Origin of the sequence: Nocardia sp. CC201C, assembly GCF_030010695.1 — a bacterium.
Classification (GTDB): domain Bacteria; phylum Actinomycetota; class Actinomycetes; order Mycobacteriales; family Mycobacteriaceae; genus Nocardia; species Nocardia otitidiscaviarum.
On sequence record NZ_JASCXP010000002.1, the window covers coordinates 19,935 to 32,291 of the forward strand.

Genomic DNA, 12,357 nt, shown 5'->3' on the forward strand with positions numbered 1-12,357 from the left:
CGCGCGATGCCTAGCCGAACTCGGCGATGACGGCATCGCTGAGAGTCGGCCACGCCACACGGGCCCAGTCACCGAAATTCTCATCCGCCAGCGCGAGACACGCCATACCGACGGCCGGATCGACCCACAGGAACGTGCCCGACTGCCCGAAATGCCCATAGGTGCGAGGCGAATTCGCGCCTCCGGTCCAGTGCGGGGACTTGTGGTCGCGGATTTCGAACCCGAGCCCCCAGTCGTTGGGACGCTGCGAGCCGTAGCCGGGAAGAATTCCATTGCGATCCGGGAATTGCACTGCGCTTGCTTCGCCGAGCAATTCCGCACTCACCAAACGCGGGTTCAGCAATTCCTCAGCGAAGCGCAGCAGATCTGCTACCGAGGACCGTGCGGCATGTCCGGCCGCACCGGCCAGCACCGACGAGCGCATGCCCAGCGGCTCGAAGACCGCCTCGTGCAGGTAGCGGTCGAACGCGATCCCGGACTGCTCGGCCACGAAGTCGGCCAGCACCTCGAAACCAGCGCTCGAATAGATCCTCCGCGCCCCAGGCCGCGCCACCACCTGCGTGGTGTCGAACGCATACCCCGAGGTGTGCGCCAGCAGATGCCGCACCGTAGACCCCTCCGGCCCGGCGGGCTGATCGAGTTCGACGGCCCCCTCCTCCACCGCCACCAGAACCGCGTACGCCACAAGCGGTTTGGTCACCGAGGCGAGCGCGAACACCCGATCCGCATCCCCTTCCCGGTCCACCACCCCCTTGCCGTTCACGACCACACCCGCGGCCGCATGCCGGACCGGCCACTGTCGAATCTGCTCCAGCGCTCGCACCCTTCGAGCCTACGAGTTCCACACCGGCGCGGGGGCGCACGGGTGCGGATTCAGTGTCGCTCGTGCGCCGCGTCGTGGTGTCGGGCCAGCAGGGAACGCCGGCGCGCGAGGGTGGCGATCTCGTCGTCGAGGCGAGCGAGGCCGTCCCGGATGACCGCGCGGGAGTGGTCGCAGTGGGCGAAGCCGGTCTCGGTGACGCAGGGCAGCAGGGCGTGGATGGCGGCGGTGTTCAGACCCGCGTCCAGGAGTTCGCGAATACGCGCCACCCGGGCGACGGCGGTCTCGGGGTAGACGCGGTAGCCGTTGGCATCCCGGCGGGCGACCAGCAGCCCCTGCTCCTCGTAGTAGCGCAGCAGCCGGGGGCTCACGCCGGTGGCGCGCGACAGTTCTCCGATCAGCACGTCGGCCCGCCGTGGGTGCGGCGCGGTGGTTCCGAGCGCTGTGTTCCCGAGCGCTGTGTTCCCGAGCGCTGTGTTCCCGAGCACCGTGGCTTGACCCTCACATCCATGTCAATCCCTAACGTCGCCGCCATGACGACGATTCCACTCACCACCACCGTGACCGGCTCCGGACCCGCCATCGTGCTCGCGCACGGTGCCAGCGGCGGCATCGAGGCCAATTTCGGATCGCTGATCCCTTTGCTCGCGACCGACCACATGGTCATCGGGTCGGACTACCCGGACGACGACACCCCGTTGGAACTCGACGCGCTGGCCGATGCACTGGTCGCCGCGGCCGTCGAGGCCGGAGCCGAGGAGTTCGCGATCATCGGCTATTCGCTCGGGACCGCGGTGGCCGTGCGGGCGGCGATACGGCATCCGGAGCGGGTGCGCGGGCTGGTGCTGGCCGCCGGATTCGCCCGCGCCGACCATCGGACGGTGCTCACCATGCACCAGTGGCGGCAGACCCTGGCCGCCGGGGATACGGCGGCCTTCGCGCGGATCGCGCTGCTGGGTGGATTCGCCGCCGACTTCGTCAATTCACTCTCCCCCGAACAGCTCTCGGCCGTGCTCGAGCAGACCGCCGCGGGGGTACCGGGAGGCACCGCCGCCCAGGCTGACCTGGTGACGCGGGTGGACACCACCGCCGACCTCCCCCGCGTCCGGGTGCCCACACTGTCCATCGGCGCGCGCGACGATCTGCTGATCGATCCGGCGGGCGCACGCCGATTGGCCGCCGACATTCCCGGAGCGGAGTACCTCGAAGTGCCCGCCGGTCACGTGCTCATGGTGGAGCGGCCCGATGCCTGGCACAGTGCCGTACTCGACTTCGTGCGGCACCGGATCCCGGTGCGCGCCTGAGATTCTCGTCGGCGCGCCTGAGATCGTCGTCGCGACTACGGCCGCGCGACGGTCGAGTCGGGGGTGGCAGCGGCCGTCAGCCGGGAGCGGGGGCGGCCGTAGCCGAAGTAGACGAACAGGCCGAAGGCGGTCCACAGGGTGAATGCCAGCCAGGTGACGCCGGGTAGGCGCAGCAGCAGCCAGGCGCACATGCCGACGCCGAGGACCGGGACCAGCGGCACCAGGGTCCGGAAGGTGCGGGGCAGGTCGGGCTTGGTGCGGCGCAGCACCAGCACGCCGATGTTGACCAGGCCGAAGGAGACCAGGGTGCCGATATTGGTGGCATTCACCAGTTCTCCGAGCGGAACCAGTGCGGCCAGCACCGACACCACCCCGCCGACGATGAGGATATTGAGGGTCGGCACCCGCTTGCCGCCGACCCGCGACAGCACCCGCGGCATGAGCCCGTCGCGGGACATGGAGACCAGGATGCGGGTCTGCCCGTAGAGCACGGTCAGCACCACCGAGGCGATGGCGATCACCGCACCGGCCGCCAGCACGGTCGCGGGCCAGCCCGCACCGGTCACCCGCTCCAGCACGGTGGCCAGCGAGGCCCCCGAACCGCTCACCTCGTCCACTCCGACCGCGCCGACCGCGGTCAGCGCCACCAGCACGTACACCACGGTGACGATGCCGAGTGAGATCACGATGGCGCGCGGCAGATCCCGCTGCGGATTCTTGGCCTCCTCACCGGCGGTCGAGGCGGCGTCGAAACCGATGAAGGAGAAGAACACCATGGACGCCGCCGAGGTGATGCCCGCGATCCCGGCCGGAGCGAAGGGCGCGAGATTGCCGGAGTCGAAGGCCGTGATCGCGACGACCACGAAGAAGACCAGCACGGCGATCTTGAGCAGCGTGGTGAAGGTGGTGACGCGGGCGCTCTCCTTGATGCCGTCCAGCAACACGGCGGTGGCGATCAGCACCACGACCGCGGCGGGCAGGTTCACGATCCCGCCCTCGCTGGGCGCGGCGGCCAGCGCGTCGGGAATCCGCCAGCCGATGGTGCCCGCGAGGAATTCGTTCAGATACGCACCCCAGCCGACCGCGACGGCCGCCACCGAGACGCCGTACTCCAGCAGCAGGCACCAGCCGCACACCCAGGCGACGATCTCGCCGAGGGTGGCGTAGGTGTAGGAGTAGGCCGAACCCGAGACCGGCACCGCACCGGCCAGCTCCGCATACGACAGCGCCGAGAACAGCGCCGCCAGCGCGGCGAGCGCGAAGGACACCACCACGGCCGGTCCCGCCAGCGGTGCGGCCTCCCCCAGCACGACGAAGATGCCGGTGCCCAGTGTCGCGCCGACCGACAGCGCGATGAGCGAGATCAGCCCGAGACTGCGCCGCAGCTGAGAGTGCTCGCCGTCGGCGGCCAGCTGTTCGACGGGTTTGGTGCGCAGCAACGATGCGGTGAATCGACTGAGTCCGGGCACGTGCCGCCACGCTACCCGGTGATAACCGGCCGGTTACCATCGGTTGCACCATGAGTGAGATTCCCCAGATCCACGGCGAGGTGGACACCGGCTTCGGCCCCGTCGCCGACGCCTTTCGGCGCAACTTCACCCGGCACGGCGAGATCGGGGCGGCGGTGGCCGTGTACGCCGGTGACCGACCGGTGGTGGATCTGTGGGCGGGGTATCGGGATCGCCGGCGCTCGGTGCCGTGGGAGCGCGACACCATGGCCCCGGTGTTCTCCTCCACCAAGGGCATGGCGGCCTTCGTCATCGCCGCGGCGGTCTCGCGGGGATGGCTCGACTACGAGACGCCGGTGGCCGAGTACTGGCCGGAGTTCGCCGCGCACGGCAAGGAGTCCATCACCGTCCGGCAGCTGATCGACCACCAGGCCGGGCTGGCGGCGCTGGACCGCACGGTGCGGCTGCGGGAGCTGGACGACCTCGATCGGCTGGCGGGGATCCTGGCGGAGCAGAAACCGTTGTGGCGGCCCGGAACCCGGCACGGCTACCACCCGATCACGGCCGGTCTCTACCAGACGGAGCTGATCCGCCGGGTGGATCCGCGCGGGCGCACCCTGGGCCGGGTCTTCGCCGAGGACTTCGCCGCGCCACTGGGTCTGGACTTCCACATCGGGCTGCCCGAGCAGGTGTCGATGGACGGCATCGCGACGCTGTCGGGCACCCGCGGCCTGGACGTGCTGCGCTACGAACGCGATCTGCCGGTGCGCATCGGCATTCAGCTGGCGGTGCAGCGCGGCCTGTCGTATCGGGCGCTGAGCAGCCCCCGCACCGGCGCTCCGGAGCGCGCGGCCCGCCGGGAGTTCCTGTCCAAGGAACTGCCCGGTTCCAGCGGTGTCGGCACCGCCCGCTCGCTGGCCCGCGTGTACGGTGCGGCGGCCGCCCGCACCGGCGAGCTCCCGATCGACCCGGACCTCATCGACCGGCTCGGCGCCGCCGACACCGCCGACGACGTACCGGCCGACGACCTGATCCTGCTCACCCGCAGCCGCTATCACCTCGGCTTCCGGAAGTCGTGCGGCGCTTTCCGTTTCGGCACCGACAAGCGTGCCTACGGCACCACCGGCCTCGGCGGCTCGTTCGGATTCGCCGATCCGGCGACGGGTCTCGGCTTCGGCTACGCCATGAACCGGCTCGGCCTGGCGGTGCTCGACGACGCGCGCGCCCGCAATCTGCGCACGGCGCTGCGGGCCTGCGTCGCCTGATTCCGGCTCAGGCGCGCACGTCGTGGACGTGGTGGACCAGGTCGTGCAGGAAGTAGCGGCCCAGGGTGTCGACGGTGAACTGGGAGCCGTTGCTGCGGCGGGCCACCCGCGCGCGCTGGTCGGCGGGCACGGATTCGTAGGCGCGGGCCGCTGATTCGGCGGCGGCACCGAGTTCGGCGGCGACGGCGGCGGGGCTCTGGGTCGCGTAATCGTCGGCCTCGGCGGTGATGTCCTGATCCCAGTTGGCGAACATCGGAATGCCCGCGTCGACGGTGACGCTCGGGTCGTAACCGGAGATGACCGGGCCGGGGACGGCGGCCGCCGCCAGTGTGATGCCGAGGCGGTGGGTCATGATGCGGCACACGTCGCGCACATGGGCGGCGTATTCCAGGGTGGACCAGGTCGATTCGTCCGGGCGGACCCGGACGTCCGGGCGTTCGAGCGCCGCGGCGAAGCGGTCGGCGCTCTCCCGCACCAGGCCCGGAACGGCCTCGTAGGGGGTGGCGGCGGGGTCGAATCCACAGTCGGCGCAGGCGCGTTCGAGGACCCAGGTCCAGTCCTTGGTATCGGGAACGATCGGCATGCCGAAAACTTATCCTGGCAAAAGTTTTTCGGCCACTAATTTCCTGCCACCTGTCGGCAAGATTCCGACAGCGCGGCTCACTCCATCAGCCGGTGCGCCTTCTCGAACAGTTCCAGGGTGATGGCGTGCAGGAAATCGCCGACCTGCTTGGGCGCCTTCCCGGCGAAGGCACGGGCGTGGGTGCCCTCCAGCACGATGCCGAGCTTGAAGCAGGCCAGCACCGTGTACCAGGTGACGTCGCTCAGGTCGCGGTCGGAGAACCGGCCGTAGTGGGCGGTCATCTCCTCCGGCGTAGGCAGGCCGCCGACCGCGCCCAGGCTGCCGACCAGGGCCGCGCCCGTGGTGCCGGGTTCGGGGCGGGTCGCGATCTGCCAGCCCAGGTCCAGCAGCGGGTCGCCGATCGTGGACATCTCCCAGTCGACCATGGCCACCACGTCGGGGCCGTCGAAGGAGAACATCATGTTGGCGAGGTGGCAGTCGCCGTGCAGGATGCCGGGCCGCCACCGGGCGGGACGGTTGCGGTCGAGCCAGTCCCCGACGCGCTCCACGCCCGGGATCTCCGGCCCCGGGTAGCCCGCATTGGCGCTGTAGGAGTCGAGCTCCTTCAGCCAGCGCGGCACCTGACGTTCCAGGAAACCCTCCGGCTTGCCGTAGTCGCTCAGCCCGAGCGCCTCATGGTCGAGGGAGCCGAGGCGGGCGATGGCCTCCACCGCCGACAGACCCATCTGCCGCCGCACCTCGGGATCACCCGCGTGCAGCTCGGGCAGTTCGTTCTGCGGGTTGAAGCCGACGACCGGCTCCATGAGGTAGAAGGACGCGCCGAGCACGGAGTCGTCGGGGCAGGCGGCGATCACCCGGGGCGCGCGGATGCCGGTGCCGTCGAGCGCACCGAGAATGCGCGATTCGCGATTGATGACGGAATTGCTGGCCGCTCGCAGATGCTTGGGACCGCGCCGCAGCACATAGTCGCGGCCGCCGCGACGGAAGCGCAGCATGATGTTCTGGGTGCCGCCGCCGAGCGGTCGCACATCCTCGAATTCCCCGCCGGGCAAGCCCTGCTCATCCATCCACTTCCCGATGATCGCGAAGTCGACGACATCTCGATCCACTGCGACCGGCTGCACTTCAGACATGTCCCACATTGTGCCGCAGCCGTCCAGCACAACTGAAGGCATATGCCAGCAGAAGTGGCGGTGGCCATGTTCACGCAGGTCGAAGTGCGGAGTTCGATACCCGGCGGCGTAGTCTGCCAGGCAAATGCGCACGCTCCTGATCGACAACTACGACTCGTTCACCTACAACCTGTATCAGCTGATCAGTGAGGTGAACGGGATCGAACCCGTGGTCGTGCGCAACGACGAGGTCGACGATCCGGCCGAACTGGACCTGGAATCCTTCGACAACATCGTCATCTCCCCCGGACCGGGCCGACCGGATGTGCCGCGCGACGTCGGCGTCTCGACGGCGCTCATCGCCCGCAGCGAGCTACCGCTGCTGGGTGTTTGCCTGGGCCACCAGGGCATTGTGATCGCGGCGGGCGGGGTGGTGACGAGGGCTCCCGAACCCCGGCACGGCTATCCCGATCGCGTCACTCACGACGGGCGGGATCTGTTCGCGGGCGTACCGCAGGACTTCACGGCCGTGCGGTACCACTCGCTGTGCGCGGCGCGGCCGCTGCCGGAAGCCCTCGAGGTCACGGCGACCACGCCGGACGGGGTGATCATGGGGGTGCGGCATCGCGGCCGGCCGCAGTGGGGGGTGCAGTTCCACCCGGAGTCCGTCGCGAGTGAGTACGGGCGCGCGCTGCTGCGGAACTTCGCGCGGCTGACGGAGGCGGCCGGCGTCCGTGCCCCCGGCCGGGGCCACGTCGCGAGCCCCGGCGCGGCACGGTCCGGCTCCGATCGTCGACTCGGCGGACACACCGCTGCTTTCGGCCCGCGCGCGGCGGCCGCATCGGAAGACCACGACGTCGTGTCCCCGGAAAACCGTGCCGCACAGCGCCTGCCGGAGACGCACGCGGCGACCGTCGAGTACCGGGTCGAGCACACGACCATCGAGCGTGCCCTGGACGCCGAGGCGGTATTCCTGCGGCTGTACCGGGATTCGGAGACCGCGTTCTGGCTCGACAGCGAACATGTGGAGCCCGGGTTGGACCGGTTCTCCTTTCTCGGGGACGCCTCGGGACCGCTGGCCGAGGTGGTGCGCTACCGGGTCGGCTCGGGCAGCGTGGAGGTGGAGTCGGCGGGCGGCCGACGACAGGTCGCGGGCGGGGTGCTGGACTATCTGTCCCGGGAGCTACGTCGTCGCCGCATCGAATTCCCTCCGGTGCCTTTCGATTTCGTCGGAGGCTACGTGGGGTACCTCGGCTACGAGATGAAGGCGGACTGCGGGGCGGCCGCGGCGCACCGCGCGCCCGCCCCGGACGCGCAGTGGGTGTTCGCCGACCGGCTGATCGTCGTCGACCACGAGGCGGGCCGCACCCATCTGCTGGCGCTGGCCGAGCCGGGCGCGGAATCGGTTCGGGCCGCGCGGGATTGGCTCACCGCCACGCGCGCCGTCGTGGCCGCCCTGCCCACCTGGGAGAACCCGCCCACCCTGGACCTGGTCGCGGAGGAGCGGACGGTAGCGCCGCTGCTGACCCGGGGGCGGGAACGGTATCTCGCCGATGTCGCGGCCTGCCGGGAGCAGTTGCGCGCGGGCGAGTCGTACGAGATCTGCATCACCGACAGCGCCTATCTCCCCGCCGATTCCGACGGGCTCGACGTCTACCGCACCCTGCGCCGCGGCAATCCCGCCCCGTACGCGGCCTTCCTGCGCTTCCCGGGACTGGAGGTGGCCTGTTCCTCCCCCGAGCGCTTCCTCAAGATCGACCGCACGCGCACGGTGGAGTCCAAGCCCATCAAGGGCACCGCGCCGCGTGGGCTCACCGCCGCCGAGGACGAGCAGCTGGCGGCGGAACTGGCCAGCAGCCCGAAGACCCGCGCGGAGAACCTCATGATCGTGGATCTACTGCGCAACGATCTGGGCCGGGTGTGCGAGATCGGCACCGTGCACGTGCCCAAGCTGATGGCAGTCGAGACGTATACCACTCTGCACCAGCTGGTTTCGACCGTTCGCGGCACCCTGCGCGCCGACCACGACGTGATCGACTGCGTCCGCGCCTGCTTTCCCGGTGGTTCCATGACCGGGGCACCGAAGCTGCGCACCATGGAGATCATCGACGGCCTCGAGACCGAGGCCCGCGGCGTCTACTCGGGCACCATCGGCTTCCTCGGTCTGGGCGGCACCGCCGATCTGAATATCGTCATCCGCACCGCGGTGCGCCAGCACGGCCGCTGGCGGGTGGGCGCGGGCGGGGCCGTCGTCCTGGACTCCGATCCCGAGGCCGAGTACCACGAGATGGTCTGGAAGGCCGCCGCCGCGCTGCGCGCCCTGCCGGGTATCGGCGTCGCACCGCGCGCACCGCTGCCCTCCGCCTGAGGGCGGCTCGACCGGTCGCGGCGAACTCGCCTACTTCCGCCGGTCGCGACGCGACTTCGGTTCGGGCGGGGCGGGTTCGGCATCCTCGCGGGGAGCACTGAACCGCCCGAGCAGAGAGACGCCGGGAAGTCGGGACAGCCGGGTGAAGACGTCCTCGCCGAACGCGATCATGGCCTCGAGTCGCGGGAGCAGGCGGTCGTAGGCGGCGAAGGCCGGATCGGCCAGTGCGAGCGTCCGGTCGAGACGGTCGATGGTGGCATTGAGCCGGTCGATGGCGGTGGCGAGGTTCTCGATGAGGTCGGGGAGCTGGGCGGCCAGTTGCACGGAGGCCGGCGGGAGGCGCACCGCGGTGTCGAAGGCGGTACCGGCGGTGAGCTGGGCGGCGTCGAGGACCTGGCCCGCGGCGTGCTGGGCCGCTTCCACCGCGGACTGGGCGGCGGCGATGAGGTCGCCGGGGCTGGCGGCGCGCTGCTGGCCCTTGCGGCCGGACCCCTTCGGGTTGCTGCCGGGGTCCTTCGGAGTGGTCATGCCTCCACTGTGCCGGAGCGGCGGCGAAAGTACATGTAAGACCGCCCGGTTCTATTCGGCCGGGTGGTGTGTCGGAGCGACATGGCATAGTTCGATCACGATGAAACTGATCAGGGGTGGCCATGCGCCGGTGCCGACATCGCTTCTGACCGTTGTCCTTTCGTGGCAGTCGGAACACGAGGTGGACGCGCACGCCCTGTTACTCGCCGACGGCGGCCGGGTGCGCTCCGACCGGGACTTCGTCTTCTTCAACGCGCCCCGCCACATATCCCAGGCGGTCACCCTGGACCAGGCGCCCGCCCCCGGCACCGCGCGCCTGTCGGTCTCCCTCCCCCGTACCGAATCCGACGTCACGCGCATCGTCCTCACCGGCTCCGTGGACGCCGACTCCTTCACCGAGATCCCCGGTCTCGTCCTCACCGTCTTCGATCACAGCCGCCCGGTGGCCTGGTTCGAGATCGATGCCGCGGAATCGGTGCGGGCCATGATGTTCGGCGAGTTCTACCGCCGCGACGGGCAGTGGCGTTTCCGCGCCATCGCGCAGGGCTGGGCCAGCGGGCTGGCGGGCATCGTCACCGAATTCGGGGTCGAGGTCGACGATGCCGGGGACGCGCCGGAACGCACGGATGCCGCCGCCGCGGCGCGCCACGAGCTGGCCGGGGCACCCGCGGGGGGCTCCGCGCCGTGGGAGCGGCGGATGCGGCCGGGATTGTCGTTGGAGCGGGAAGCCCGGGAGATTCCACCGCTGCTGCTGCCACCGCCGCATCCGGAGCGAGCGGACTGGCACGTGGATCCGGAGGACCCCGCACGGCTGCGCTGGTGGGACGCGGCGCAGTGGACCAGTTCCGTGCGACCGGTGCCGTCCACCGACGCGCGGCACTGCCCGCGGTGCGGGCGGACGCGGCGCTGGCGGTTGTTCGGGCGGCCCGCCCCGTGCCGGGAGTGCTCGGACCGGATCGAGGAGTATCTCGAGGGCTGGGTGCAGCGAGCCGCACGGGTGCTGCGGACGACCGGGACACACGGTGCGGACTGGGAGGCGCTGTGGACGGCGCTGCGCTATCAGCGCATCGAGCAGGCGCTGGGGCTGGAACGTCTGCGGCCCGTCGGGCACGACCATGTGGAACGCCTGGTCGCGTTCGCCTTCGCCGACGGGGTCATCGAGCAGACCGAGCGCGACGCCTTCGACGCGGCGGTCGGCGAACTGGCCCTGACCGGTCCGCTCATCGAGGATCTGCGGCGGCGTATGCAGCGCGGGCATACGCTGTCCCGGCTGCGGGCCGGGGACCTGCCGGTGGTGCGGGCGGTGGGCCTGCACCTCGATCCGGAGGAGAAGGTGCACCTGGATGTGCCCGCCATCCACATCCGCCAGCTGTCGCGCGGACCCAGGCACAGCGAGGGCAGGCTGATCTGCAGCAATAAGAAGCTGCGCTTCGTCGGCACCGACACCGGCATCGAAATGCCCTGGGCGCGCGTGGTCTCGGTGATCTCGGAGAACGGTCGCGTGGTGCTGGCCGCGACCTCGGCACGCGGCGGGGCGACCTTCGACGTGGCCGATCCGGACTACACGGCCGCCAGCCTGGAGGGCGCGCTGCGGGTGGCCAAGCGCCTCGCCCTCACCCCGGGGCAGCGCGATACCCGCAGCATCCCCCAGGAGGTCAAGGCGGAGGTGTGGCAGCGCGACGGCGGCAAGTGCGTGGAGTGCGGCGACAGCCACTATCTGGAGTTCGACCACATCATCCCGCTCAGCCGGGGTGGGGCGACCAGTGCGGCGAATCTGCAGATCCTGTGCCGCGCCTGCAATCGCTCCAAGGGCGCTCGTATCTAGTTGTGCTCGGCGGTCCCGGCAACCGCCCGTAACCAACCGGTTGGATCGTTAGACGGTCGCGCCCCATTGCGCTGGCCTCGACGTCATTGGCGAGGCGGTGGTCCTCCGATTCCGGCGGCCACGTCGGCGGTATGCCGAGGAAGCCTGTTCTGTTGTGATGTCCATCCTCATCCACGCACGGATGAGGTCACATCCGGGGAATTACCGAATCCAGCCCGGATATTCAGCCCCGGAGAATACGTAGTACCACCGGTTCGGTACAGAACCGTTCCCGTGCCTCCACCAGCGAGGGCAGCTCGGTGTCCGACAATCCGCCCTCGTCCACCACGGTGCATGTGCTGTCGGTGATGCGGGTGCCGTCGGTGTCCAGGCGCACCCGGGCGGTGACGACGGGGATCAACACGTCGTCCGCGAAGCGCCAGAACCCGACCGACCAGCTCAGCTGGGCGTCGCGGGCGGTGGACGCCACGTAGCCGTCGGCGGTGGTGTCGATGGCGACGCCGGTGAGTTCACCGGCCCGCCGCAGCTCGGTGGCCGCTCCCGACGCGCGATAGACGGCGTAGCGGGTATTCGGCGTGGCGAGGTGGAGCGGGACGATCAGCTCCTCGCGACCGTCACCGTCGATATCGCGCAGGCTCGGATCGGAGGGATGCCGGATATCGTGCTCGGCGAGTGTCTGCGTGGCGGTGCCGTCTGGCCCGGTGACCTCGATGGTCGCGTCGGTCCGCCCGTCCACGGTGGTCCGCCGGACCGTGTAGGCGAGGCCGACCGGATCGCGGGAGCGCAGGCGGCAGTCCGGCGAGTCGGCGGGCACACCGAGGTCGCCGCACGCGGGCGGCCCGTCGGGTGCGGGCGCACGGGAGACCGTCCGCGGCTGCCGCACCTCGGCGACCCCTGAGCGCTCCGAGACCGGTTGGGCCGTATCGGATTCGGCGCAGCCCGCGAGGACGGAGGCGGTCAGGGCGATCAGGTAGCCGACCGCGGAGATCCTCCCCATAGGGCGAGGATAGGGCGTCCCACCATCGCACCGAGCGATATCGCCCCGACCCGCGCGGGGGCAGCACCGCGCGGCACAACATGCCATCATGTGCACAACTGCGCACT

11 protein-coding genes are annotated in these 12,357 nt (G+C 70.4%); 4 read left to right on the top strand and 7 right to left on the bottom strand.

Translation table 11 applies throughout. The features are described 5' to 3' along the window. Positions 1-10: 10 nt before the first annotated feature. A complete protein-coding gene (locus QK444_RS00485; RefSeq protein ID WP_282775941.1) occupies positions 11-823 on the bottom strand; it encodes a serine hydrolase domain-containing protein in 813 nt (270 codons plus the stop codon). A 50-nt stretch (positions 824-873) separates the two neighbouring features. Then, positions 874-1,224 carry a MerR family transcriptional regulator gene (locus QK444_RS00490; RefSeq protein ID WP_143980031.1) on the bottom strand — a complete coding sequence of 117 codons (351 nt, stop codon included), beginning with the start codon at positions 1,222-1,224 and terminating at the stop codon, positions 874-876. Positions 1,225-1,353: 129 nt separating this feature from the next. On the opposite strand from QK444_RS00490, the gene QK444_RS00495 reads away from it, so the two are divergent. After that, positions 1,354-2,124: an alpha/beta fold hydrolase gene (locus QK444_RS00495; RefSeq protein ID WP_282775944.1), complete on the top strand. Its 771-nt coding sequence runs from the start codon at positions 1,354-1,356 to the stop codon at positions 2,122-2,124. A gap of 35 nt (positions 2,125-2,159) precedes the next feature. On the opposite strand, the gene QK444_RS00500 is transcribed toward QK444_RS00495, so the two are convergent. Beyond that, positions 2,160-3,563 (bottom strand): amino acid permease, encoded by a 1,404-nt coding sequence (locus QK444_RS00500; protein ID WP_282775993.1) that lies wholly within the window; start codon positions 3,561-3,563, stop codon positions 2,160-2,162. 80 nt (positions 3,564-3,643) lie between these two features. On the opposite strand from QK444_RS00500, the gene QK444_RS00505 reads away from it, so the two are divergent. Continuing rightward, positions 3,644-4,837, top strand: coding sequence for a serine hydrolase domain-containing protein (locus tag QK444_RS00505; protein WP_282775946.1), 1,194 nt, complete (start codon positions 3,644-3,646; stop codon positions 4,835-4,837). 7 nt (positions 4,838-4,844) lie between these two features. Here QK444_RS00505 and QK444_RS00510 read toward each other — a convergent pair whose 3' ends face one another. Both QK444_RS00510 and QK444_RS00515 read right to left on the bottom strand, forming a co-directional pair. Continuing rightward, positions 4,845-5,420, bottom strand: coding sequence for a DinB family protein (locus QK444_RS00510; protein ID WP_282775948.1), 576 nt, complete (start codon positions 5,418-5,420; stop codon positions 4,845-4,847). Positions 5,421-5,497: 77 nt separating this feature from the next. Continuing rightward, positions 5,498-6,553: a phosphotransferase family protein gene (locus QK444_RS00515; protein WP_282775950.1), complete on the bottom strand. Its 1,056-nt coding sequence runs from the start codon at positions 6,551-6,553 to the stop codon at positions 5,498-5,500. 124 nt (positions 6,554-6,677) lie between these two features. Here QK444_RS00515 and pabB point away from each other — a divergent pair, with 124 nt between their 5' ends. Then, positions 6,678-8,900: an aminodeoxychorismate synthase component I gene (gene pabB, locus QK444_RS00520; protein WP_282775951.1), complete on the top strand. Its 2,223-nt coding sequence runs from the start codon at positions 6,678-6,680 to the stop codon at positions 8,898-8,900. Between the two features lie 30 nt (positions 8,901-8,930). Here pabB and QK444_RS00525 read toward each other — a convergent pair whose 3' ends face one another. Beyond that, positions 8,931-9,428, bottom strand: coding sequence for a hypothetical protein (locus QK444_RS00525; protein ID WP_282775953.1), 498 nt, complete (start codon positions 9,426-9,428; stop codon positions 8,931-8,933). A gap of 130 nt (positions 9,429-9,558) precedes the next feature. Here QK444_RS00525 and QK444_RS00530 point away from each other — a divergent pair, with 130 nt between their 5' ends. Beyond that, complete coding sequence (locus QK444_RS00530; protein WP_282775954.1) at positions 9,559-11,253, top strand: TerD family protein; 1,695 nt, start codon at positions 9,559-9,561, stop codon at positions 11,251-11,253. A gap of 223 nt (positions 11,254-11,476) precedes the next feature. On the opposite strand, the gene QK444_RS00535 is transcribed toward QK444_RS00530, so the two are convergent. Next, positions 11,477-12,250, bottom strand: coding sequence for a hypothetical protein (locus QK444_RS00535; RefSeq protein WP_282775956.1), 774 nt, complete (start codon positions 12,248-12,250; stop codon positions 11,477-11,479). Between the last annotated feature and the right edge of the window lie 107 nt (positions 12,251-12,357).